The sequence below is a fragment of the Microbacterium schleiferi genome, assembly GCF_020781975.1.
Lineage (GTDB): Bacteria > Actinomycetota > Actinomycetes > Actinomycetales > Microbacteriaceae > Microbacterium.
Genome location: NZ_JAJGNI010000003.1, coordinates 293,457 through 319,210, shown reverse-complemented (window position 1 = coordinate 319,210; position 25,754 = coordinate 293,457). Strand labels below are relative to the sequence as shown.

General features: G+C 65.5%; 14 protein-coding genes and 3 rRNA genes. All 17 read right to left on the bottom strand.

Annotation, left to right across the window (positions count from 1 at the left end; genetic code table 11):
* Positions 1-627: 627 nt before the first annotated feature.
* The 17 genes from rrf to pheS all read right to left on the bottom strand — a co-directional run bounded on the left by rrf (position 628) and on the right by pheS (position 25,627).
* A 5S ribosomal RNA gene (gene rrf, locus LL236_RS05475) occupies positions 628-744 on the bottom strand.
* Between the two features lie 101 nt (positions 745-845).
* A 23S ribosomal RNA gene (locus LL236_RS05470) occupies positions 846-3,945 on the bottom strand.
* Positions 3,946-4,350: 405 nt separating this feature from the next.
* A 16S ribosomal RNA gene (locus LL236_RS05465) occupies positions 4,351-5,872 on the bottom strand.
* The 16S, 23S and 5S rRNA genes sit together here, the layout of an rRNA operon.
* Positions 5,873-6,385: 513 nt before the next feature.
* The gene (gene tyrS, locus LL236_RS05460; protein ID WP_228177783.1) at positions 6,386-7,714 is read right to left on the bottom strand and encodes a tyrosine--tRNA ligase; all 1,329 of its coding nucleotides are present in this window, start codon (positions 7,712-7,714) and stop codon (positions 6,386-6,388) included.
* Positions 7,715-7,754: 40 nt separating this feature from the next.
* The gene (locus LL236_RS05455) at positions 7,755-8,453 is read right to left on the bottom strand and encodes a hypothetical protein (protein WP_228177782.1); all 699 of its coding nucleotides are present in this window, start codon (positions 8,451-8,453) and stop codon (positions 7,755-7,757) included.
* Entirely contained in the window at positions 8,450-9,094 is a 645-nt protein-coding gene (locus LL236_RS05450; RefSeq protein WP_228177781.1) for a SatD family protein, read from the bottom strand. The genes LL236_RS05455 and LL236_RS05450 overlap by 4 nt, the downstream gene beginning before the upstream one ends.
* 69 nt (positions 9,095-9,163) lie before the next feature.
* Positions 9,164-10,591, bottom strand: coding sequence for an argininosuccinate lyase (gene argH / locus LL236_RS05445; RefSeq protein ID WP_228177780.1), 1,428 nt, complete (start codon positions 10,589-10,591; stop codon positions 9,164-9,166).
* The gene (locus LL236_RS05440; RefSeq protein ID WP_228177779.1) at positions 10,588-11,670 is read right to left on the bottom strand and encodes a heparan-alpha-glucosaminide N-acetyltransferase domain-containing protein; all 1,083 of its coding nucleotides are present in this window, start codon (positions 11,668-11,670) and stop codon (positions 10,588-10,590) included. The genes argH and LL236_RS05440 overlap by 4 nt, the downstream gene beginning before the upstream one ends.
* The gene (argF, locus tag LL236_RS05435; RefSeq protein ID WP_228177778.1) at positions 11,649-12,572 is read right to left on the bottom strand and encodes an ornithine carbamoyltransferase; all 924 of its coding nucleotides are present in this window, start codon (positions 12,570-12,572) and stop codon (positions 11,649-11,651) included. Before argF ends, LL236_RS05440 begins: the two co-directional genes overlap by 22 nt.
* A complete protein-coding gene (locus tag LL236_RS05430) occupies positions 12,569-13,840 on the bottom strand; it encodes an acetylornithine transaminase (protein WP_228177777.1) in 1,272 nt (423 codons plus the stop codon). The genes argF and LL236_RS05430 overlap by 4 nt, the downstream gene beginning before the upstream one ends.
* A 32-nt stretch (positions 13,841-13,872) precedes the next feature.
* Positions 13,873-14,772: an acetylglutamate kinase gene (gene argB, locus LL236_RS05425; protein WP_228177776.1), complete on the bottom strand. Its 900-nt coding sequence runs from the start codon at positions 14,770-14,772 to the stop codon at positions 13,873-13,875.
* Positions 14,769-15,926 carry a bifunctional glutamate N-acetyltransferase/amino-acid acetyltransferase ArgJ gene (gene argJ, locus LL236_RS05420; RefSeq protein WP_228177775.1) on the bottom strand — a complete coding sequence of 386 codons (1,158 nt, stop codon included), beginning with the start codon at positions 15,924-15,926 and terminating at the stop codon, positions 14,769-14,771. The genes argB and argJ overlap by 4 nt, the downstream gene beginning before the upstream one ends.
* On the bottom strand, positions 15,923-16,966 hold the full coding sequence (argC, locus tag LL236_RS05415) for an N-acetyl-gamma-glutamyl-phosphate reductase (RefSeq protein WP_228177774.1): 1,044 nt from the start codon (positions 16,964-16,966) through the stop codon (positions 15,923-15,925). Before argC ends, argJ begins: the two co-directional genes overlap by 4 nt.
* 226 nt (positions 16,967-17,192) lie before the next feature.
* On the bottom strand, positions 17,193-19,025 hold the full coding sequence (locus tag LL236_RS05410) for a YhgE/Pip family protein (protein WP_228177773.1): 1,833 nt from the start codon (positions 19,023-19,025) through the stop codon (positions 17,193-17,195).
* The gene (locus tag LL236_RS05405; RefSeq protein WP_228177772.1) at positions 19,022-21,922 is read right to left on the bottom strand and encodes an MMPL family transporter; all 2,901 of its coding nucleotides are present in this window, start codon (positions 21,920-21,922) and stop codon (positions 19,022-19,024) included. The genes LL236_RS05410 and LL236_RS05405 overlap by 4 nt, the downstream gene beginning before the upstream one ends.
* A 130-nt stretch (positions 21,923-22,052) precedes the next feature.
* Positions 22,053-24,587 carry a phenylalanine--tRNA ligase subunit beta gene (pheT, locus tag LL236_RS05400; protein WP_228177771.1) on the bottom strand — a complete coding sequence of 845 codons (2,535 nt, stop codon included), beginning with the start codon at positions 24,585-24,587 and terminating at the stop codon, positions 22,053-22,055.
* Positions 24,587-25,627, bottom strand: coding sequence for a phenylalanine--tRNA ligase subunit alpha (gene pheS / locus LL236_RS05395; RefSeq protein ID WP_228177770.1), 1,041 nt, complete (start codon positions 25,625-25,627; stop codon positions 24,587-24,589). Before pheS ends, pheT begins: the two co-directional genes overlap by 1 nt.
* Positions 25,628-25,754 lie beyond the last annotated feature (127 nt).

Sequence of the window (25,754 nt, the reverse complement as noted above, 5' to 3'; positions counted from 1 at the left end):
ATCTCTTCAGGGATCTCGGGCGCGCGTTCGCGGGTTTCGTTGTCGCGAGGTGGGCGTTCCCTACGCTGCGGACGATCTGCGCGACCGCGGTCCGTATCGCCCCTGCGCTCCGAGGGGCGGCCTCCACGATCCGATGGACGACCACCGCGCTCGGACGGACGACCACCTCGCTCGAACGGCCGTCCTCCACGATCGGACGGCCGACCACCTCGTTCAGACGAGCGCGGCCTGTCGGCGTCACGCTCACCCGCGCCGCGGGGGCGGGCCGAGCCGTGGGGCCGGCCGCGGTCATCGCTGTAGCGAGGACGGGCTTCGCCTCCGCTCGCGCCGCCGTCGCGAGGGCCTCGCGACGAGCCGCGGGCTGACTTGTCACCGGACGCGCTCCGCCCAGCACCAGCCCGACGATCCGAACCACCCCGATCGGGTCGGCCACCACGCGCAGAACTGCCCTCGCGATACGGACGACCCGCTCGATCCTTGCGGTCGCGACGGTCCGAATCATCCGCGTTCGGCGCGCTGTCCTCTACCATCTCGTGCCCGATCCTTCCACGTGGCGTACATCAGCGATGCAGTGGCCTGTTAACGCGAAATGGCCACCCAGCATTGGGTGGCCATTTCTTAAAAGAAGTCCGGCGGTGTCCTACTCTCCCACAGGGTCCCCCCTGCAGTACCATCGGCGCTGAGAGGCTTAGCTTCCGGGTTCGGAATGGGACCGGGCGTTTCCCTCTCGCTATGGCCGCCGAAACACTATTGATGTTTCAGTCTGCACAACAAAAGTCATTGTCATGCGGTTCTCGACCGTACATCGAGAACCACTCAGTGGACGCAAGCACCAAAAACGGTGTGTTATCAAGTCATCGGCTTATTAGTACCAGTCAGCTGCACGTGTTACCACGCTTCCACATCTGGCCTATCAACCCAGTAGTCTGCTGGGAGCCTCTCGCCCGTAGGCATGGAAGTCTCATCTTGAGGCCGGCTTCCCGCTTAGATGCTTTCAGCGGTTATCCATCCCGAACGTAGCTAATCAGCGGTGCTCCTGGCGGAACAACTGACACACCAGAGGTTCGTCCAACCCGGTCCTCTCGTACTAGGGTCAGATCCTCTCAAACTTCCTACGCGCGCAGCGGATAGGGACCGAACTGTCTCACGACGTTCTAAACCCAGCTCGCGTACCGCTTTAATGGGCGAACAGCCCAACCCTTGGGACCTACTCCAGCCCCAGGATGCGACGAGCCGACATCGAGGTGCCAAACCATGCCGTCGATATGGACTCTTGGGCAAGATCAGCCTGTTATCCCCGAGGTACCTTTTATCCGTTGAGCGACAGCGCTTCCACAAGCCACTGCCGGATCACTAGTCCCGACTTTCGTCCCTGCTCGACCTGTCAGTCTCACAGTCAAGCTCCCTTGTGCACTTACACTCGCCACCTGATTGCCAACCAGGTTGAGGGAACCTTTGGGCGCCTCCGTTACTTTTTGGGAGGCAACCGCCCCAGTTAAACTACCCACCAGGCACTGTCCCTGAACCGGATTACGGTTCTAAGTTAGACATCCAGAGTGACCAGAGTGGTATTTCAACAATGACTCCACAAGAACTGGCGTCCCTGCTTCAAAGTCTCCCACCTATCCTACACAAGCCACACCGAACACCAATACCAAGCTGTAGTAAAGGTCACGGGGTCTTTCCGTCCTGCTGCGCGTAACGAGCATCTTTACTCGTAGTGCAATTTCGCCGAGTTCGCGGTTGAGACAGTTGGGAAGTCGTTACGCCATTCGTGCAGGTCGGAACTTACCCGACAAGGAATTTCGCTACCTTAGGATGGTTATAGTTACCACCGCCGTTTACTGGGGCTTAAATTCTGAGCTTCGCTTGCGCTAACCCGTCCTCTTAACCTTCCAGCACCGGGCAGGCGTCAGTCCGTATACATCGTCTTGCGACTTGGCACGGACCTGTGTTTTTAGTAAACAGTCGCTACCCACTAGTCTCTGCGGCCTCCAAACGCTTTCGGAGCAAGTCCTAATACGTCGAAGGCCCCCCTTCTCCCGAAGTTACGGGGGCATTTTGCCGAGTTCCTTAACCACGATTCTCTCGATCTCCTTGGTATTCTCTACCTGACCACCTGAGTCGGTTTGGGGTACGGGCGGCTAGAACCTCGCGTCGATGCTTTTCTCGGCAGCATAGGATCACCCACTTTTTATCCGCATCGTGTCTCAGCCATATGAGTGACGGATTTGCCTATCACTCGGCCTACGCACTTGCACCAGGACAACCATCGCCTGGCTTGGGCTACCTTCCTGCGTCACACCTGTTAATACGCTAACCGCACCAGCATGGGGTCGTGCGCTAGGCCCAATGCCTCACCCCGAAGGGATCGTACAAAGGGATTCGGGCACTTAGCACCACTGGATTGATTGGGGCGGTTCTTCGCCGGTACGGGAATATCAACCCGTTGTCCATCGACTACGCCTGTCGGCCTCGCCTTAGGTCCCGACTTACCCAGGGAAGATTAGCTTGACCCTGGAACCCTTGGTCTTTCGGAGGACGTGTTTCTCACACGTCTTTCGCTACTCATGCCTGCATTCTCACTCGTGTAGCCTCCACGGCTGGTTCACACCGCCGCTTCGCTGGCCACACGACGCTCTCCTACCCATCAACACGGCTGGACCACGAAGGCCTACCAATAATGTCAATGCCACAACTTCGGTGGCGTGCTTGAGCCCCGTTACATTGTCGGCGCGGAATCACTTGACCAGTGAGCTATTACGCACTCTTTCAAGGGTGGCTGCTTCTAAGCCAACCTCCTGGTTGTCTGAGCAACTCCACATCCTTTCCCACTTAGCACGCGCTTAGGGACCTTAGTTGGTGGTCTGGGTTGTTTCCCTCTCGACTATGAAGCTTATCCCCCACAGTCTCACTGCTGCGCTCTCACTTACCGGCATTCGGAGTTTGGCTGACGTCAGTAACCTTGTAGGGCCCATCGGCCATCCAGTAGCTCTACCTCCGGCAAGAAACACGCAACGCTGCACCTAAATGCATTTCGGAGAGAACCAGCTATCACGAAGTTTGATTGGCCTTTCACCCCTATCCACAGCTCATCCCCTCAGTTTTCAACCTAAGTGGGTTCGGCCCTCCACGACGTCTTACCGTCGCTTCAGCCTGGCCATGGATAGATCACTTCGCTTCGGGTCTAGGACATGCGACTGAATCGCCCTATTCAGACTCGCTTTCGCTACGGCTACCCCACACGGGTTAACCTCGCCACATATCGCTAACTCGCAGGCTCATTCTTCAAAAGGCACGCTGTCACAGCTGCTAGGGCTGCTCCAACGGTTTGTAAGCAAACGGTTTCAGGTACTATTTCACTCCCCTCCCGGGGTACTTTTCACCTTTCCCTCACGGTACTTGTCCGCTATCGGTCATCTGGGAGTATTTAGGCTTATCAGGTGGTCCTGACAGATTCACACGGGATTTCTCGGGCCCCGTGCTACTTGGGATACTTCTCGCGCCAAGGGAGGCATTTCGACTACGGGGTTGGCACCCTCTATGACTGGCCTTTCAATGCCATTCGTCTATACCTTCTTGTAACGCTTGCTGTTCGGCAGAACAACACGAAAAGTCCCACAACCCCGAATACGCAACTCCTGCCGGATATCACACGTACTCGGTTTAGCCTGTTCCGGTTTCGCTCGCCACTACTAACGGAATCGCGGTTGCTTTCTCTTCCTGTGGGTACTGAGATGTTTCACTTCCCCACGTTCCCTCTACCCGCCCTATATATTCAGGCGGGAGTCACTGGGTCGGCACGCCGCCCAGCGGGGTTTCCCCATTCGGAGATCCTCGGATCAAAGTGTGCTTATCCACTCCCCGAGGCTTATCGCAGATTGCTACGTCCTTCTTCGGCTCCAGATGCCAAGGCATCCACCGTTTGCTCTTAAAGACTTGAAATCACATGAGTTTTATCAAGAATCGGATCCGACCGAAGCCGGATCAGAAATTGACTAATGATCTATAAAGATCATCTTTGTGAAACGATCCGAAGATCGTCTCTAAGATGCTCGCGTCCACTGTGTAGTTCTCAAAGTACGGGCGGTACCTTCTCCGCGTGTCGCACTGCGACCGCCAGAAAAGGCCCTGAGGTTCAGCTGCCGCATTCGCGACACCCGGTCCCTCAGGACCCAACAGCGTGCATGTGCCGATCGTTCACGATCCGCGGTTCCAGTCCCGAAGGACGTACTGAGCGGGGCGATCTTCGATCGACACCTCGTCAAATGTTCCACCCATGAGCTAACCGGCGAGAACGTATGTCTCGATCCGGCGCCTGGACACCCGAGGGTGCCAGATGCTCCTTAGAAAGGAGGTGATCCAGCCGCACCTTCCGGTACGGCTACCTTGTTACGACTTAGTCCTAATTACCGATCCCACCTTCGACGGCTCCCTCCACAAGGGTTGGGCCACCGGCTTCAGGTGTTACCGACTTTCATGACTTGACGGGCGGTGTGTACAAGACCCGGGAACGTATTCACCGCAGCGTTGCTGATCTGCGATTACTAGCGACTCCGACTTCATGAGGTCGAGTTGCAGACCTCAATCCGAACTGGGACCGGCTTTTTGGGATTCGCTCCACCTCGCGGTATTGCAGCCCTTTGTACCGGCCATTGTAGCATGCGTGAAGCCCAAGACATAAGGGGCATGATGATTTGACGTCATCCCCACCTTCCTCCGAGTTGACCCCGGCAGTATCCCATGAGTTCCCACCATTACGTGCTGGCAACATAGAACGAGGGTTGCGCTCGTTGCGGGACTTAACCCAACATCTCACGACACGAGCTGACGACAACCATGCACCACCTGTTTACGAGTGTCCAAAGAGTTGACCATTTCTGGCCCGTTCTCGTATATGTCAAGCCTTGGTAAGGTTCTTCGCGTTGCATCGAATTAATCCGCATGCTCCGCCGCTTGTGCGGGTCCCCGTCAATTCCTTTGAGTTTTAGCCTTGCGGCCGTACTCCCCAGGCGGGGAACTTAATGCGTTAGCTGCGTCACGGAATCCGTGGAATGGACCCCACAACTAGTTCCCAACGTTTACGGGGTGGACTACCAGGGTATCTAAGCCTGTTTGCTCCCCACCCTTTCGCTCCTCAGCGTCAGTTACGGCCCAGAGATCTGCCTTCGCCATCGGTGTTCCTCCTGATATCTGCGCATTCCACCGCTACACCAGGAATTCCAATCTCCCCTACCGCACTCTAGTCTGCCCGTACCCACTGCAGGCCCGAGGTTGAGCCTCGGGTTTTCACAGCAGACGCGACAGACCGCCTACGAGCTCTTTACGCCCAATAATTCCGGATAACGCTTGCGCCCTACGTATTACCGCGGCTGCTGGCACGTAGTTAGCCGGCGCTTTTTCTGCAGGTACCGTCACTTTCGCTTCTTTCCTGCTAAAAGAGGTTTACAACCCGAAGGCCGTCGTCCCTCACGCGGCGTTGCTGCATCAGGCTTTCGCCCATTGTGCAATATTCCCCACTGCTGCCTCCCGTAGGAGTCTGGGCCGTGTCTCAGTCCCAGTGTGGCCGGTCACCCTCTCAGGCCGGCTACCCGTCGACGCCTTGGTGAGCCGTTACCTCACCAACAAGCTGATAGGCCGCGAGCTCATCCCTGACCGAAATTCTTTCCAGCTGCTGAAGATGCCTTCGCAGCTCGTATCCGGTATTAGACGCCGTTTCCAGCGCTTATCCCAGAGTCAGGGGCAGATTGCTCACGTGTTACTCACCCGTTCGCCACTGATCCACAGAGCAAGCTCTGCTTCACCGTTCGACTTGCATGTGTTAAGCACGCCGCCAGCGTTCATCCTGAGCCAGGATCAAACTCTCCGTGAAGAAATGTTGCTGCGATCAGCCGGAAATTGACTGAAGCAGCGAGTTTGATCTGACCAAATGGATGTCATTGCTGACTATCCGTTGCCGGCACCGAAGTGCCGGACTTTGATCCAAAGGAATCTCATTCAGCCGAAGCTGAATCGAGGTTTTTTGGCATTTGACAAGTGCACGCTGTTGAGTTCTCAAGGATCGGATGCTCCTGCTTTCGGCCTCTCGACCTCCCCGCAGGGCAACTTCTCTATCTTATCCGTTTCCTCGTCGCTGTCAAATCGGCGTCCGGCGAGTCTCAGACTCGCTCGAGCGGTCGACAAGACCACCGCGAAGAGCGGATCCCCCATCGTAGACCCGGAGGTCTGTGACTCTCAAGGAGTCTGTGTGTTGGGGGGTGGTTCACTGCTTGAGGAGGGGAGGCTCTCAGCCTCACCGCGCTCCTTTGGGGCGAACAAGAAAGACAATACGCGGATATGAACAACGTGACAAATCCTGCCCGCATCCCGGGCGTGTCGCGCCGCATCACGCGGATTCACGCGGTCCGAGGAAGACTCCAGCAAGCGTCTTCTTGCCGCGACGCAGCACCGACACTCCCCCGGGGAGCCCACCGGTCACCCGCGCGCCGTCGTCGTCGACGCGGATGCCGTCGAGCGAGACCCCGCCCTGCGCGATGGCCCGCCGAGCCTCGGAGAGACTGGCCACCAGTCCGGTTGCGACAAGAGCTTCAACGACGGTCATCTCCAGCGCCCCCTGCACGTGCGGCAACTCCTCCAGTGCGGTGCGAAGGACCTCGGCATCCAGCGAGGTGAGATCGCCCTGCCCGAACAGCGCGTCGGATGCGGCGATCACTGCTGCCGTCGCCTCCGGACCATGCACCGTCGTCGTGACCTCCAGGGCGAGCCGCTTCTGCGCGGCCCTGCGGTAGGGCTCCACCTCGACGAGTCGTTCATACTCGTCGATCTCCTCGCGAGTGAGGAACGTGAAGATCTTCATCCGCGTGATGACGTCGGCGTCGTCAGTGTTGAGCCAGAACTGGTACATCCGGTACGGAGAGCACATGGAGGCATCCAGCCAGATGGCGTTGCCCTCGCTCTTGCCGAACTTCGTACCGTCGCTGTTGGTGATCAGCGGCGTGCCGATGGCGTGAACCGACGCATGTTCGGCGTGGTGAATCAGATCCACGCCGCTGGTGAGGTTCCCCCACTGATCGCTGCCGCCGGTCTGCAGAACACAGCCGTAGGTCCGGTACAGCTCGAGATAGTCGAGCCCCTGAAGGATCTGGTAGCTGAACTCCGTGTAGCTGATCCCCGCCTCCGAGTTCAGACGAGCGCTGACCGCGTCTTTCTTCAGCATGGTGCCAACGCGGTAGTGCTTGCCGATCTCGCGAAGGAAGTCGATAGCCGACAGCGGCGCCGTCCAGTCCAGGTTGTTGACGATGCGTGCGGCGTTCTCCCCCTCGAAGCTGAGGAAGCGCTCCACCTGGCTGCGCAGTCGCGACACCCACTCGGCAACGGTCTCGCGCGTGTTCAGGGTCCGCTCGGCTGTCGGTCGCGGATCGCCCACCAGGCCGGTCGATCCCCCGACCAGGCCGAGCGGTCGGTGCCCCGCGAGCTGCAGCCGACGCAGCAGGAGCAGCTGCACGAGGTTACCCAGGTGCAGGCTCGGCGCCGTCGGGTCAAAGCCGCAGTAATACGTGATCGGGCCGCCCCCCAGCAGCGCGCGCAGCGCCTCCTGATCGGTGGAAACGTGCACCAAACCACGCCAAACGATCTCGTCCCAGACCGATTCGAACGAAGGGTCGTTCGCGGGCTCCAACGCGCGGACGGGGGAATCGGTCGTGAGTTCTGCCACGAATCTCAGGCTAGCAGCGCGCCCACCGCTGACCGCGGCGTCAGATCGAGGTCCCCCACCATACGAGGAAAGCTACAGCGAGGGCAGTCGTCCAACTCACGAGGCTCCCGATGAGGAAGTACTCCGCGCGGATGCCGCCCTCTCCGTCCCGGGAGATCTCGGGAAAGCGGACGATGCCCTTCGCTGCAAGCACCGCGGCCAGGAGCGTGAACGCGCCGGTGAGGGTAAGGGCGAAGACGAGCACCCGCTCGATCGGACCGATGAGTCGTCCGCCCTTCAGCGTCGCCGCACGCTCCTCAACGGGCACGTCGCCGTCTCGGAGCGCGATTCGCACGATCACGTTCCCGGATTCGAGAAGGAAGACCAACGCTCCGGCGACGAGCACTGCGACGTCCAGGCTCACCGCGCCCAGCGGCGAGTGGGAGGGCCACACCTCGCCGAGCGGCCCCTGGTCTTCTCGGACGCCGAGAAGCGCGACGGCGAGAGCAGCGACAGCTACCACGAGCGCGACCGGCCAGAACCCGGCTCGCCCGCCCCGGCGATCCGGGGTGGCCAGAGCCCAGACCGCGGCCACGCCGACGGCGACGAAGCTCCAGACCGCGGCATCCGCGCCAGCCGAGGCGATCAGCAACACGAGTCCGAGCACGGCCAGAACGATCGCGCGACGCATCCCGGTCAGCGAACGCCGAGTGAGGTCGACGCCACCGACTGTCAGGAGCACGATGCCGGCGGCGATCATCCGGACGCTTCGTCCAGGATCTGGAAGCCGGCCACGAGTCCTGCGGCTCCGCCGGCGGCGAGCGCTTGGGAGACCGCGGACTGCGTGATCCCCTCCTCTGCGGCGAGGTCGTGCTGCGTTCGACCGAGGCAGCGACCATAAGCGAGGCGGCGCGTGCGTGACGTCATCGCGCCGACGATCTCATCGCGGACGAGCAGGTATGCGTTGACGGATCGGACACGCTCGGCCATGGCGGCATCCTCCCCCGAAGCTGCGACAACGCGCGTCCGCGCGCGCGGCACGGCGCGATCCTGGAGGCGGTGCACGGCCTCGACGGCATCCCGGGCTGACCACCAACCGGGCCCGTCGGAGATGCGGTCGGTTGCTGACGAAACGGCCCCCACGGTGCCGATGCCGATCCCGAAGCGCAGCTCGATCTCTTCGGGAAGAGCAAGCTGGAGCAACAGGAGCCACGCGAGCGCGTGATCGAGTTCCGCGAAGACCGCCTGGAATTCATCGGCGAACGTCGCCGTCAGCGGGACGATCGCTGTCGGCCGGTCAGCGTTGACGCGCGCGATAGTCGCCTCGAGCTCGCGCTGCGCGGCATCCCGGTCGGCGAGGCGCCGGGATCCGACGATATCTGCGATCACCGCGACGGTCACACAAGCAGTCTATCGCTTATGAAGCGAGATAATAAGCCCCGGGCTGATTTTTTGGGTCTATCAGTCCCGTCACAGCCCCAGCGCGTGCGCAGCGTCCTGCACACGCGAAATCAGTTCCGCGCGCTGCTCGGCAACCCGCTCCGGAGCGGTTCCGCCCACGCCGGTGCGACTGGAAACCGACCCCTCGATCGTCAGGACCTCGCGGACTCCCGGCGTGAGCCGCGGCGAGACCCGCGCAAGCAGGTCGTCGTCGGCGTCTTCGAGTCCGATCCCCCGAACTTCACACGCCTGCACAAGCTTCCCGGAGATCTCATGCGCATCACGGAAGGGAACGCCCTCCCGAACGAGCCACTCCGCGACATCCGTGGCAAGAGAGAAGCCCTGCGGTGCAAGCTCCGCCATCCGGTCGGTGTCAAAACGCAGGGTCGCCACCATCCCGGCGAAGGCGGGCAACACCGTCTCGAGCGTCCGCACCGAATCGAAGACGGGTTCCTTGTCTTCCTGCAGATCACGGTTGTACGCCAGGGGCAGGCCCTTGAGCGTGGCCAGCAGCCCGGTGAGGTTTCCGATCAGGCGCCCCGCCTTGCCCCGCGCCAGTTCCGCGATATCAGGGTTCTTCTTCTGCGGCATGATGCTCGAGCCGGTCGAGTAGCCATCGTCGAGCGTGACGAAGCCGAACTCCCGCGTGTTCCACACGATGATGTCTTCGGCAAAGCGCGACAGATCGACCCCGATCTGCGCGGCGATGAACGCGAACTCGGCGACGACGTCGCGCGCCGCGGTTCCATCCAGCGAGTTCTCTGCGGGCCGAGAGAGCCCCAGTTCTGCAGCGACAAGCGCGGGATCAAGTCCCAGAGTGGATCCGGCGAGCGCTCCCCCGCCGTAGGGCGACACCGATGCCCGCGTCGACCAATCGCGGAGCCGTTCGAGGTCGCGCACGAGCGGCCACGCGTGAGCGAGCAGGTGGTGCGCCAGCAGGATGGGTTGGGCGTGCTGCAGGTGAGTTCGCCCCGGCATGATCGCAGCCGGGTGGGCCTCAGCCTGGGCGACGATGGCATCGATGAGACGGACGATCTCACGTACCAGCGTCCGCGTGTGGTCGAGGAGGTACATCCGCACCAGCGTCGCGATCTGGTCGTTTCGGCTGCGCCCGGCTCGGAGCTTTCCGCCGAGCTCGGGACCGACGATCTCGATGAGCGCCTGCTCGAGCGCACCGTGGACGTCTTCATCCTGAGGCCGGGCAACGACCTCGCCGCGGGTGACTGCAGCAGCGAGCTCATCGAGCCCCGCGCGCATGCTGGCAGCTTCGTCGGCGCTGAGATAGCCAGCAGCCTCGAGGGCTGACGCGTGGGCACGCGATCCCCGGATGTCGTAAGGGGCGAGTGCCCAGTCGAAGTGGGTGGACACGCTCAGGGCCGCAAGTTCGGGCGATGGACCCGAAGCGAATCGCGCACCCCAGAGGGCGCCATCGTGCGTTGCATCACCCGTCGCAGTCATCGTGCCAGCCTATCCGCGCGCGGCCGCGACACCGTATCGACCAGCCGCTCGAGAGGGCCGCGCCCGAGCAGCAGTGCCCACGCGAAGCAGGCTGCGATGATCCCGAGCGTCATCGGCCAGAACGGGTTCAGGGCCCGGAACCCGAACAGGTCGGATGTCGTCCCCAGTGCGATGAGCGCCCACACCGCCCACACGACGATCTGCGCAGAGTATGCCGTCAGCGGCATCGCGCCCAGGGTCCGGATCGGAAGCACGACGGCGCGCAGGATAGTACGGCACAGCAGCACGCACAGGGCGATGATCGCGATGGCGAACCCACCCGAGCCCCACACCTCGAGGATGCCACCACTGTGCCCGCTGGCCCGCCACACCTGGCCGAGGTACCCGTCGGGGGCTGGAACAACGACCGCGAGGGTCTCTGCTACCGCGGCAGTCACAAGACCCGCGCCCGCCGTGACCCACAGCACTCCTGCCCGCGCGAGGTCGAGGCGGCCGACCGCCATTCCGGCCAGCAGGAACGCAAGCCAGAGCGGAGCTGGGTAGGCCCATCCGGTCAGGAGGAACACCGCTTCGCCCGGCGCCGTGTCCCAGAACGGCGCCGCCTCGATCGGCGGAAGCAGCCACGGCACGATAAGCGCCACCGCGACAGCCCAGACCCACAGCGTCGCTGTGCGCACGCGCACGAAAGGAATCGCCGCGGCGAACAGGATCGCGTACGCCGGCAGGATGACGTACACCGGCACACCCGTGAGGATCAGTGCGATTCCGATGACCCAGAGCACGAGAGCTCGCCAGGCCAGCCACCTGCCCGGGGCGCGGGGGGCGCGTGGGCCGGCGGTGACGATCGAGATCGAGACGCCGGCGAGAGTCGCGAACAGAATCGACGAGCGACCGCCGACGATCCCACCCCAGGTCACCGGATCGGTCCAGTCGATCTCGGGCAGCGTGAACAGGTGAGCCGCGAGCATCCCGATCACGGCGAGCCCGCGGGCAAGGTCCAGCCCCGGAATCCGCGGCGGCCCGTCCAGGCGGCGCAGATTCCCGACGACCCGGTCGGCTACTGCTGCTGCAGCAGCCACACCAGCAGCGCCTTCTGCGCGTGGAGTCGGTTTTCGGCTTCGTCCCACACGACGCTCTGCGGGCCGTCGATCACCTCGGCATCCACTTCGTACCCGCGGTCGGCGGGGAGGCAGTGGATGAAGTTCGCGTCGTCCTTGGCGAGGCTCATGAGTTCCTGCGACACCTTGTAGGGCGTGAGGTCGCGAAGCCGTTGGAGCTTTTCGTCCTCCTTGCCCATCGAGACCCAGGTGTCGGTGACGATGATGTCTGCGCCGGCGGCAGCCTCGTTGGGGTCGGTGTAGAGCGCGACCGAACCGCCGGTCTGCTCGGCGCGGCGGTCGGCGTCGGCCACGACATCCTCACGCGGTGCGTACTCCACCGGGGAGGCGACGCGCACATGCATGCCGGCCGTGACCCCGCCGAGCACATAGGACTGCCCCATGTTGGTGCGCCCGTCCCCGAAGAAGGCGAGCGTGAGGCCCTTCAGCTCGCCCTTGTGCTCCTGGATTGTGAGCAGATCGGCGAGGATCTGACACGGATGGAAGTCGTCGCTGAGCGCATTGATGACGGGCACCCGCGTGCCGGCAGCCATCTCTTCGAGGCCTGCCTGCGCATAGGTGCGCCAGACGATCGCGGCCACCTGCCGCTCGAGCACGCGGGCGGTGTCGGCGGGGGTCTCCTTGCCGCCCAGCTGACTGTTGGCGGTCGAGATGATCAGCGGCGACCCGCCGAGATCGGCGATTCCGACAGCAAACGACACGCGCGTACGCGTGGATGACTTGTCGAAGATCACCGCGACGGTCTGCGGGCCAGCCAGCGGCTGAACCTTCCAGCGGTCCTTCTTCAGGTCTGCCGCAAGGGCAAGGATCTCTGCCTGCTCCTTCGGGGTCAGGTCATCGTCGCGAAGCAGGTGGCGGGTCATTGCGCGGCTTCCTTGTGGTCGGGCTGCGAGGTCTCGTCGGGCTGCGAGGTCTCGTCGAGCATGAGGGCGTCGGTCACGGTGGACAGGGCCGCGGTGAAGAGGGTCAGGAACTCGTCGATCTCGACGTCGCCGATCGTCAGGGCCGGCGCGATCCGGATCGTGTCGTCGTTGGCGGCGTTGACGATGAGTCCGTGTTCCTGCGCCGCGGCGACGACGGCCTTCGCGACGGGGCGGGTCAGCGCCACGCCCAGGAGCAGTCCCTGCCCGCGGCATCCGGCGATCAGCGGGGAGTCGATCGCGAGGATGCCCTCACGCACCTGCCCGCCACGGATGCGGGCGTTGGTCACCAGATCGGCGCGCTCGATCTCGTCGAGCACCGCCCCCGCGACCGCGGTAGCCAGCGCGTTCCCCCCGAACGTCGACCCGTGGGTACCGGGGTAGAACAGCTCGCTCGCCTCGCCGTAGGTGATGAGCGCCCCGATCGGGAATCCGCCGCCAATACCCTTTGCCACGGTGATGGCATCCGGGGTGATACCGGTGTGCTGGAAGGCGAACCATTCGCCGGTGCGACCGGCCCCGGTCTGGATCTCATCAAGGATGAGGAGCGCACCGTGGCGGCGGGTCAGCTCGCGCGCGGCTTCGAGATAGCCGTCCGGGAGCGGGAGCACGCCAGCCTCACCCTTGATCGGTTCGAGGATGAGGGCTGCGACCGAGTCATCCATCGCGGCTTCGAGAGCCTCGATCGTCGAGTCCAGGAACTCCACACCAGGAACCATCGGAAGGAACGGTTCCTGCATGGCCGGCTTTCCCGTGAGGGCGAGGGTGCCCATCGTCCGCCCGTGGAAGGCATCGGTGAGGGCGAGGATCCGGGGCCGGTCAGTTCCGCCGTGCAGCCGGGCGAGCTTGAACGCCGCTTCGTTGGCCTCCGCACCCGAGTTCGAGAAATACACGCGGCCGGAATCACCGGTTCCCGCGAGTCGCTTGAGCTTCGCGGCCAGGCCGAGCTGCGGCGGGGTGGCGAAGTAGTTCGACACGTGCGCGAGGGTCGCGGCCTGAGCAGAAACCGCCTCGACGAACGCGGGGTGTGCGTGCCCGAGCGAGTTCACCGCGATACCGGCAAGGAAGTCCAGGTAGCGCTTACCCGCGTCATCCCACAGGTAGGCGCCCTCACCGCGGGTGAACAGCGCAAGGCGGTCTCCGGCGTTGGCAAGAAGGTCGCGGCGGGCATCGTGCTGCCAGGATGCCGTGGTCGGTGCCTCGTCGTTCATTGCGCCTCTTTTCGTCTCGGGGAGTACTGCACTCATGCGCTCACCACTTCGGTTCCGATGCCCTTACTCGTGAAGACCTCGATCAGGAGCGAGTGCGGCACGCGCCCGTCGATGATCGCCGCCGTGTCGACTCCCCCGTCGACGGCGTCCAGACACGCCTGCATCTTGGGGACCATTCCCGACTCCAGCGTCGGCAGCATCGTTCGCAGCTCCGTCGAGGTCAGGTGAGAGACCAGCGAGTCACGATTCGGCCAGTCCGCGTACAGTCCGGGGACGTCGGTGAGGATGACGAGCTTGGCGGCATTCAGCGACACCGCGAGCGCCGCCGCCGCCGCGTCGGCGTTGACATTCAAGGTGTGTCCCGGACGATCCAGGTCGGGCGCGATCGAGGACACGACGGGGATGCGGCCCGCCGCGAGGTGGTCGAGGACCGCCGTCGGGTTCACGTGAACGACATCCCCGACCGACCCGAGGTCGACCTCTTCACCGTTGACGACAACCCCGCGGCGGCGGCCGCCGAACAGCCCGGCGTCCTCACCCGAGAGGCCGGCGGCGAACGGGCCGTGCGCATTGATCTTCGATACGAGCTGCGGGTTGATGTGGCCGGTGAGGACCATGCGCACGACCGAGATCGCCTCGGTGTTCGTGACGCGGTATCCGCCCTGGAACTCGCTCGGGATGTCGAGGCGCTCCAGCATGCGGGAGATCTGCGGGCCTCCCCCGTGGACCACCACGGGCTTGACGCCGACGTAACGCAGGTACGCGATGTCTTCGGCGACCGTGCGCTGCAGTTCTTCGGACACCATCGCATTGCCGCCGTATTTGACGACCACGATCTGGTCGCGGAAGCGCTTGAGCCACGGCAGCGACTCGATCAGCACGGCTGCCTTCTCGGCAGCCTCGTCGGGCGTGGTCTCTTGCAGGTCAGTCATGACGAGTAGGCGCTGTTCTCGTGAACGTAGTCGTGGGTGAGGTCGTTGGTGTAGATGGTGGCCGAGGCATCGCCCACCTTGAGGTCGATGACGACGCTCGTTGCCCGAGGGGTGAGATCCACGAGTTCGCGGGGCTGGTCGGGACCGCCGTCGGAGCACACGCGGACACCGTTCATCGTGACATCCACGGCATAGGGGTCGAATGCGGCATCCGTCGTCCCGATCGCCGCGAGCACGCGCCCCCAGTTCGGGTCGTTGCCGAAGATCGCCGCCTTGAAGAGGTTGTTGCGCGCAACCGAGCGTCCCACCTCGACGGCGTCGTCTTCGGATGCCGCGTGGATCACCTCGATCGTGATGTCGTGGCTGGCCCCCTCGGCGTCTGACTGCAGCTGGGTCGCGAGGTCGGTGCAGACCGCGATGAGCGCGGTGCGGAAGGCACCCGGCTCGGGCGTGACGCCGCTCGCACCGCTGACCATCAAGGTCACCTGGTCGTTCGTGGACATGCACCCGTCGGAGTCGAGGCGGTCAAAGCTCACGCGCGTCGCAGCACGCAGGTGGCCGTCGGCTTCTGCCGCGCTCAGGACGGCATCGGTGGTGAGAACGACGAGCATCGTCGCGAGCCCGGGCGCGAGCATTCCGGCGCCCTTGGCCATTCCGCCGATCGTCCAGCCGTCAACGGTGATGGTGGTGGTCTTCGGGCGGGAGTCGGTGGTCATGATCGCTCGGGCAGCATCCTCGCCGCCATCCGGCGACAGGGCACCGATCGCGGCTTCGGTTCCCACGAGGACCTTGTCGCGGAAGACCTGATCGCCGGTTCCGATGAGGCCGGTGGAACAGACCTGGATGTCGCCGGCGCTCACTCCGAGCAGCTCGGCGGCGCGCTCCGCGGTCAGGTGGGTCGTCAGAAACCCGAACGAACCCGTGAAACAGTTCGCGCCGCCGGAGTTGAGCACGATGGCTTCGACGACGCCGTCCTGGATGGCCTGTTCGGACCAGAGAATCGGGTTTGCCTTGGCGCGGTTGCTCGTGAAGACGGCAGCGCCGACGGTGAGCGGCCCGCGGTTGACCACCACGGCGACATCCGGCTTTCCGGTCGACTTGAGTCCGGCGGCAACTCCTGCCGCCTCGAACCCTGCGGGCGCGGTGACGGTCACGGTGCCACTCCGTTCGTAGTGAGGGCGCGGCCCTCGGGAAGGCCGAGCGCGATGTTCATGGATTGGACCGCGGCACCGGCCGTGCCCTTGACGAGGTTGTCGACAGCGGCGACGACGACGACCCGGCCTGCGGCCCGGTCGATCGCGAGCCCGAGGAGCGCAGTGTTGGCCCCGACCACGTCGGCCGTGCGAGGGACCTGTCCCTCCGGCAGCAGCTGGACGAACGGCTCGTCGGCGTACGCCAGCTCCCAGGCCGCGCGGATGTCGGCATCCGTGGCGCCCGGAGCAATCGGCGCGGTGGAAGTCGCAAGGATTCCGCGGGCCATCGGGACGATGACGGGCGTGAAGGAGATCCGGACGTCGGTCCCTCCGGCATCCTGCAGCGCCTGACGGATCTCGGGGATGTGCCGGTGTGTGCCGCCGACCGCATACGGGTTCGCGCTGCCGAGCACTTCGCTTGCCAGCAGGTGCGGTTTGAGGCTCTTCCCTGCCCCCGACGGGCCGACGGCGAGCACGCTGACGATGTCGCTCGGATCGATCACGCCGGCAGCCACCCCCGGCGCGAGCGACAAACTCACCGTCGAGGCGTTGCAGCCGGGTGCGGCGATGCGAGTCGCGCCCGCGAGGGTGTCACGGATCTTCCCGCTCGCGACGGGCAGCTCGGGAACGCCGTAGACCCAGGGCTCAGGGTGCGCCCCGCCGTAGAACTGCTCCCACGCTGCCGCATCGCGCAACCGGTGATCGGCGCCGGCGTCGATCACGAGGGGCACATCTCCGAGGGCATCCGTGTATTGCGCTGACTGTCCGTGCGGTAATGCGAGAACCACGATGTCGTGGCCGGCAAGGGTCTCGGGAGTGGTGTCTTGCAACGTCAGATGCGAGAGCGAGCGCAGATGCGGCTGGTGCTCGATGAGGGGCTGCCCGGCGTTGGAGTGGGCGGTGACGGTGCGGATATCGACATCAGGATGCTGGGCTAGGAGCCGCAGGATCTCGCCGCCGGCATATCCGGAGGCGCCAGAGACGGCGACCGAGTAGGTCATGGATTCCACCTTATTGTCTGGGTTCGTCGTGCATCGAAAGCACAGAGCCGGAGGTGGCGACACCGCCGCGCGCGACAGCGCAGCGGGGTCGCCTAGAGTCGGCGACCGCCCAGACGTCGGCGCAGCACGCGAACCGTCGTCGCGAAAGCAACGAGGTCGTGCGGTGCCGGAAGCATGTCGCGAGAGTACCGATCTAGGCCTCGACGCCGCAAATCGACGCGCGAGCTCACGCCGGAAGCAGGGCGCTCACGGCACGTGAGCGCGCGCGGCGCACCCCGATGACCGTGCCAGCGAAGGCGACCGCAGCCCACAGCAGAAGTCCGACTGCAGCCCCGAGCACTTCGTGTAGCGACCCGCCCACCAGAGCGTCGGCGCCCTGCAGGGCAACGCTCAACGGCAGGATCGAGAACGGCGTGGCAGCCAGCGAACCCTCGGTAACCGGTTGAAGGGTGCCTGCGGCCACCAGCTGGAGACCCAGTGCGAGCACCGACACGATGAGACCTGCTCGACCGAACAGGGCGGTGAGTGCCTGGTGGAACAGCGTGAACGACACCGCGGCGGCAAGGGTCAGCCCGTAGGCGACGGCGATCCGATCGGGGACGACACCGAGGACGGCAACCCCCAGCCACACGAGCACCGACTGCACAACGGCGATTCCCATCGCAACCAGTGCAGCGTCAGCGGCGATGTGCGCGGACGTTGCCGGGGTCACGAGCGACGCCCGCGCAAAGGGAGAAACGACGAGGAAGGTGGCGAGCGCCCCCAGCCACAGCGACACCGGCGCCAGCGCTGCCACCGCCGCGGCCAGAGCGGAATCCGGGCCACCGATGCTGGTGGTGGTGACGCCGATCGGCGAGGCGACGGTTGCCGCGATGCTCTGCTGCTGGGCACTCGAATAACTCGGGATGCTGGATGCCGCCTCACCCAGGCCGCTCGCGAGTTCACCAGCGGCGCCGGCCGCGGTATCGAGCCCGCTGGCAAGGTCTGCAGCGCCGGCCGCGAGATCAGACGCACCGGACACCGCCTCCTGCTGAGCCGCCGCGAGTTGGGTGAGCGCTGACGCCGCCGGCCCCGCGAGGTCGGCCACGGCGTCGGCGCCGACGGCGAGTTCGGCGGCATCCACGGCGTCGCCGGCAAGAGCGCCGGCCTGATTCTGAAGGTCCGATGCAATCGCGGCGGCCCCACTGCGGAGGGCCAGGATGTCATCGAGCAGGTCGCCGGCTGGCACGGTCGGGTCCGCGGAGATCACCGCAGCGAGGGCGTCGAGATCGGCGACGCCGAGATCCTGCGCGAGCGAGAGCGCCTCGGCGTCGATCGCAGCGCCGGCCAGCGACCCCGCGAGAGCCGCGGCATCCGACCCGGCTGCGGCGCTCAGCGCACCCAGGTCGCGGACCCCTGTCGGGAGGGCGCGAAGCACCGTTCCAATCCCCTCGAGCCCCGCGACCAGCTCCCGCTGCCCCTCTGCGAGCACTGCCGCTCCCCCCGCGGCGTCCCCGATGCCGCTCGCGAGTTCGCTCGCGCCGTCGGCTGCCTGCCCGATTCCGGTGTGCAACTCAGTGAAGGCCGCCAGCGTGCCTGACACATACCCCGACGTGAGCTGAGCTTCCACTCCGCGCGGAAGGCCCGCTGCCAGAGCTTCGGCCAGCACGCCCGAGAGATACCCGTGACGAGTGCTGGTCTGCACTGTCAGCGAAGCCTGCGTCGGCGCATCAGTGCCGAGGGTTGCGACGTCCTGGGAGAAGTCGGCCGGGATCGTCACCACCGCGAGATAGGTGCCCTGCGCGAGCCCCTGGTCGGCTGTCGCGGTGTCCGTCAGGGTCCACGCGATCGCGTCGTCGGCTGTCAGAAGGTTCTCGGTGACGAGCTTGCCCGCGGCGACGGGCGTGCCCCCGTCCCCGATCGGAACATCAAGATTCACGATCGCCACGGGAACCTGTTCCTGGGTCTGACGCGGCAGCAGCGTCAGCATGACCAGCAGCGGTATCAGGATCGCGAAGACCGCGAGCGCGATCGCCCTGCCCCGACCGCCACCGGTCAACAGCCCCGACAGCCCGGTCATACGACCACCTCGTCGCTTACGTCTTGCCGGCTGCGACCTTCAGGTGACCGGTCTGCAAGGAGGACCCTCACGACGCGGCCGTGAGGGGTCAGGGCAAGTGCATCTTCGGCCACGGGATCACTGACAGCGACAACGAGCGTCGTCGAGGCCGACGCGGTGCGCAGGATGCGGTCAAGCAGCGCCGATTGATCTCGCCTGCGCTGCAGATCGAGGACCGTCACCTCGGGCGTCGATGCGAGCGCGGCAGCGGCATCGAGGGTCCACCGCTGGTGCTCGTCAAGACGCGACATCGGCACATCGACCTCGTCGAGAACGTTCGGCCCGCCCGTCAGTTCCCCCCAGAGCTCGATCGCGCGGCGCACCCGATCACGGTGATCACCACCGCTGCCGTTCAGGCGTACCTGTCGCCGCACATGTTCGACGAGAGTGCTCGCGTCAGTGGGCGTAGGAAGCGCCGGAACCAGGACCGAGACCCGAGAGAGCGGCTCTCTCTCGAACGGGATGAGCCGACCGCCGACGGCAAGGTCGCCGCCGATGCCGGGAATCCGGCCCGAGAGACCTGCGCAGACGGCTGCGGCTTCGGGGCCGTGGACCACAAGGACGCCGGACTCCGGCAGATCGACGGTGAGCGGCGCCGAGTCACCGAACGTCGCCTCGTGCGCATGGATGCCGCGCCCTCGCGTCTCCCGATCGGCCTCGCGCCAGGTTCGCTGATCGAGCATGCGGCGCACTGCCTCACCCTCAATGTCAGCATCCGGCAATGCCCGTACCAACCAGCGCGGCAACCACCACGCGCGCGCACCGAGCAGTGCCATGAGGGCGGGGATCAGGGTCATCCGCACCACGAACGCATCAATGAGCACCCCCACCGCGAGCGCGAGAGCGATCGGCTGGATGATCGCGTTTCCCCCGGGGACGAACGAGAAGAAGACGGAGAACATGATGAGCGCGGCGGCAGTGATGACCCGCGCGGAGGCGGAGAAGCCCTGGAGTACCGCGGCGTGCGCGTCGCCGGTGTCGACGAACCGCTCGCGCATCCGTGAGACGAGGAACACGTGATAGTCCATCGCGAGTCCGAACAGCACAGCCATGACGAGGATCGGCATGAAGCTGATCACCGGGCCGACCTTGCCGACCCCCAGAAGGGATGCACCCCAGCCCCATTCGAAGACCACGGTGGCGATCCCGAGCCCCGCCCCCACTGTCAGGAGGTAGCCGAAGGTCGCGGTGATCGGCACGGCGATGGAGCGGAACATGATCGTCAGCAGCACCAGGCTCAGCCCCACGACCACGATCGCGAACGGCAGCATCGCCGCGCCCAGGCGATCGGAGATGTCGATGGCGAGGGCAGTCTGTCCGGTGATCTCGTAGGTGAAGCCGTTCGCCTCCTCGAACGCCGCGGCGCGATCGCGCAGGGTCTGCACGAGCTGAGCGGTCTGATCGGATGACGGGGAGCTGTCGGGAGTGATCGTCACGACAGCCATGTCGAGGGCTTCGTTCGGGAACGCCTGCGAGACCGCGGTGATCCCGGGCACGCCCTGGAATGCATCCTGGAGCGCGGTGAGAGCCTGCTCGATCTGGAGCGTGCGAGAGATGTCGGCGGTGACCAGCAGCGGGCCGTTGAAGCCGGGTCCGAAACCCTCGTCGAGCAGATCGTAGGCGACGCGCGCCTCGGATCCGGGCGGATCGTATCCGGCATCGGGCAGCGTCAGACGAAGTCCGGATGCCGGGATCGCGATCACCGCGAGCACCGCGGTGACACCGAGCGCGGTCAGCAGCGGCTGACGAGTGACGATCTTCACCCAGCGCGCTGTGTGTCCCGGCTCCGCGCCGCGGCGAGCGGCCCGACGAACGGCCCGACCCCGTGGGATGAGTCGGCGGCCGAGGAGCGAGAGGATCGCCGGAAGCAGAGTGACAGCCACCAACAGCGCCGTGAGCACCGCGCCAGCAGCTCCCAGCCCCATGACGGTGAGGAACGGGATCCCGGCCACCCCGAGGCCTACCAGGGCGATCATGACCGTCATCCCCGCGAAGACGACAGCCGTGCCCGCCGTTGCTATGGCCACCGCTACCGACTCGGCCGGATCCATCCCCTCCCGGAGGTTGTCGCGGTGCCGGGATGTGATCAGCAGGGCGTAGTCGATACCGACAGCAAGGCCCAGCATCGTCGCGAGGACCGGAGCCGTCGAGGAGACCGGCACGAGGGCACCGACGATCGTGATGGCACTCGCTGCGAGTCCGACACCGAGCGCGGCCGTGACCAGGGGAATCCCCGCGGCAAGGAGGGAACCGAACGTGATGGCCAGCACGATGTAGGCGATGCCCATCCCGGCAAGCTCCGTCCAGTCGACCCCCGACGATGAACTCGCGGCCAGTCCCGACACGGCAACGGTCAGTCCGGCATCCGACAGCGGCGCGGTGGCCTGCCCGACTGAGGCCACGAGCGAGTCGGGAATGTCGGTGGCGGCCACCGAGAGCTGAATGGCGATGAAGGCCATGTCACCGTTCGCGGAGATCTGCGAGGACGCCCCATCGGATGCCGCCGTCGAGCCGCTCTCGGCCATCGGGTACGGGCACGTGACAGCAACGACATCAGCGAGGGCGGCGATGTTCTCGCAAGCGGTGGAGATCAGCTCCTCGCTCGTGGAGATCTGGTCCCCCGACGGCGCGGCGGCGACGACCTTGGCGCTGGCACCACTGATCTGCGGGAAGCGCTGCTCCAGGGCGTCCAGCGCCGACTGCGCCTGGGTGCCCGGCACGGTGAAGCTCGACTGCAGGTGGTTGCCGAGAACACCGGCCAGCGCCGAAGCACCGACGACCACGGCGATCCAGATGACGATGACCGTCCACCGACGACGGGCCGCGAATCGGCCCACGCGGTAGAGGAACGACGACATCGGCGCGGCTCCTATCGGGTCGTGTGGTCGCGGCGAGGGGCCGGCCTCTGCGCCCGGACCCTTCGCCAGCGTAGCGGGCGGTCCCCGTTAGTGCAGGAACCGGCGCCGCGATCACGACGACCGATGCGTCTTACTCCCGGATGCGCGCCCCGAACCGCTCGGCAGCAGCAGCGACACCTGCCAGTTTCGCCTCGGTGGCCTCCGCCGCCGTCAGAGTACGGTCGGGGGCCCGGAAGCGCAGCGCGTAGGTCAGACTCTTCGTGCCCGGATCAACACCCGGCCCGCGGTAGTCGTCAACCAGACGCACTGCCTCGAGCAGGTCACCGGCGCCCGAGACGAGCGCCGCCTCGACCTCGGCCGCGGGAACCGCCTCCGACACGACGAGCGAGACATCCTGCGTCGCAGCCGGGAACCCAGACAGGGACGCCGCGACAACCCGCTCCCCCGCGAGAGAGATCATGAGATCCAGGTCCAGCTCGGCAACGATGACGCGGCCGGGCAGGTCGGCGTCTGCTGCCACGGCGGGCAGGAGCTCGCCGACATAGCCGACGGTGACATCACCGACACGAACGTCGCCCGCGCGCCCCGGATGCAGCGCAGCGCGCCGCGTCTGGACGATCGTCACGTCGACGCCCGCCGCCGAAGCGACGGTGCGAACGGCGTCGATGACATCGGCGAGGTCTGCAGCCTCGGCGCCCTGACCGGGCTGCTTGGCCACCCGCGCTCCGGTCAGCAGCACCGCGACATGGCGCGGCTGCGACGGAATCGACGCGTCAAGTCCTGCGAGCGTGGCGGCATCCGGGCGAACGCCGAGCGGCGGCACGAACGGCGTCCCGTACTCTACGCCCGCAGCGGGGAGGAACACGACCCCGGTCTCGAACAGGGCGAGATCGACCAGTCCGCGCGACACGTTGCGGTGCGCGACCTGCAGCAGGCCCGGCACGAGCGAACGGCGCAGGAAGGGCAACTGGCCGTCCAGCGGGTTCGCGAGCTTGATGCTCGGAAGATGGCCCCCGTCGGCGCTGCCGTGAAGGTCATTGCTCTCGACGGTGGCGAACGGGAACGACGGCGTCTCGACGTAGCCGGCGGCTGCCAGCGCGTTCGAGACGCGTCGGCGCGCGCGCTGGGCCGAGGTGAGCCCGCGCCCCGACGGCGGAGTGGGCAGCACGGAGGGCACCTGATCGAGCCCATGGATGCGAGCCACCTCTTCGGCAAGGGTCCACCGGTCGGTGAGGTCGGGACGCCACGACGGCGGGAAGACCAGCCAGGGCGCGGCCGCGTCGGTGCCGGCATCCTGGATGTCGCAACCGATCAGTCGGAGCGCCTCGACGACCTGGTCGGCCGTGTAGTCGACGCCGATCAGACCCGAGACGAAGCCGCGTGGCAGCTCGATCGCCGCCTGTTCGTGACCCGAGCGCAGCGCGCCCCCGAACGACGTGTCAAGCGTCCCGCCAGCCAGCTCCACCATCAGGTCTGCTACCCGACGAGCGGCCGCGAAGGCAATAGCGGGGTCCACGCCGCGTTCGAAGCGGCGCGAAGCCTCCGACGACAGCTTGTGTCGGCGCGCCGTCCGCGCGATCGACACCGGGTCGAACCGAGCCGCCTCGACGAGCACGGTGCGCGTCGCGGGCCCCATCTCTGTCGTGGCCCCGCCCATCACTCCGGCAAGACCGATCGGACCGGATTCATCGGTGATCAGGAGGTCCTCGGGATCGAGGGTGCGCACCTGCCCATCGAGGGTCTCGAGCTTCTCACCGGCGCGGGCGCGTCGGACGGTGATCCCGCCCCGCAGGGTGTCGTAGTCGTACCCGTGGATGGGGTTCCCGAGCTCGAGCATCACATAGTTGGTGATGTCGATGAGGATGCCGAGGGGCCGCACGCCGGCGAGGGTCAGCCGCGTGATCATCCACGGTGGTGTGGGCTTGGAAGCGTCCACATCACGCACGAGACGCACAACGAATTCGGAGGCTCCGACCTGACCACGAATGGGGTTGGGGTCATCGACGGTGATCGGGAAGCCCTCGCCGGGATCCACGTCCTCCCAGGGCCGGTCCGCAGGGTCGCGGAACGCCGCCCCCGTGGCGTGCGAGTATTCGCGCGCCACACCCCGGATCGAGAGCGCGTAGCCGCGGTCGGGGGTCACGTTGATCTCGACTGCCTCATCGTCAAGCCCCAGCAGCGCGATGGCATCCGAGCCCACGGGAGCGTCGATGCCGAGTTCGACCAGACGCAGGATCCCCGAGTGGTCCTGACCGAGCCCCAGCTCCTTGGCCGACGCGATCATGCCGTCCGAGACATGTCCGTAGGTCTTGCGCGCGGCGATCGGGAAGGGTCCCGGCAGCACCGCTCCGGGCAGCGTCACGACCACCTTGTCGCCGGCGAAGAAATTGCTCGCGCCGCACACGATGCCGCGGACGGCTGGCGCGTCATCCGTGCCCTCTCCGTCTGCAACGCGCACCTGGCACCACCGGATCGTCTTGCCGTTGGACTGCGGCTCCTCGACGAACTCGAGAACCTCGCCCACCACGATCGCACCCGACAGATCGAAGCGGTGAACGTCCTCTTCTTCGAAGCCGACCGACACCAGTGCTGCGAGGACATCCTCGGGAGTTGCCTCGGCGGGCACCTCGACGAACTCACGCAGCCACGACAGCGGAACGCGCATCACACCACCATCCCGAACTGCTCACTGAAGCGCACATCACCCTCGGCCATGTCGCGCATGTCCTTCACGTCGCTGCGGAACATCAGCGTGCGCTCGATCCCCATCCCGAACGCGAACCCGGAGTACTCTTCGGGATCGATTCCGGCAGCTCGGAGCACGTTCGGGTTGACCATGCCGCATCCGCCCCACTCGATCCACCGCGCACCGCCCTTGAAGGTGGGGTGCCACAGGTCGAGCTCCGCGCTCGGCTCCGTGAACGGGAAGTAGTTGGTGCGCAGACGCGTCTTGGCCTCCGGGCCGAAAAGGACGCGCGCGAAGTGGTCGAGCGTGCCCTTCAGGTGCGCCATCGTGATGCCTTTGTCGATGACGAGGCCCTCGACCTGCGAGAAGACGGGGAGGTGCGTCGCGTCGAACTCGTCGGTGCGATACACCCGTCCAGGACAGACGACGTAGACCGGAAGCTCGCGATCGAGCATGGAACGCACCTGCACGGGGCTCGTGTGCGTGCGCATCACGAGGTGCCGATCGATCGGGTCGACGAAGAACGTGTCCTGCATCTGCCGGGCGGGGTGATCGACGTCGAAGTTGAGGGCGTCGAAGTTGAACCACTCGTGTTCGAGCTCGGGTCCTTCCGCGACCTCCCAGCCCATGCCGACGAAGACGTCCGAGATCTCCTCCTGCAAGAGAGTGAGCGGATGCCGGGCACCGACCCGCGCGCGCGTCGGCAACGCCGTGATGTCGATCGCTTCGGCATCCAGACGTGCCGCCAGCTCGGCGGCCTCAAGCTCGGCCTCGCGGGCAGCGAGCGCCTGCGTCACCTGACCGCGAGCTTGCCCGATGAGCTTGCCGAACTCGGCCTTGCGCTCGGGAGCAACATCACGCAGCGAAGCGTTCAAGCGCGCCAGCGGCGACCCCTCCCCGACGTGCGCGGCTCGCGCCTGCTTGAGGGATGCCGAATCGGCAGCCGCGGCTATCGCGGCGCGTGCGGCATCAGCCGCTGCAGCGACGGTCTCGGGAGTGATCTCTAGTGCGTCGGACACGAGAGTCGAGTCTACCGAGGCAACAGAGTGCCGCTTCTCTTCTGCCAGGGCGACGAACAGGATGGCCTCGGCGCCTCGGTCTCCCCATCCAGGAGCCGCGGCACCCTCAGACCTCAGGGAGTCTCTT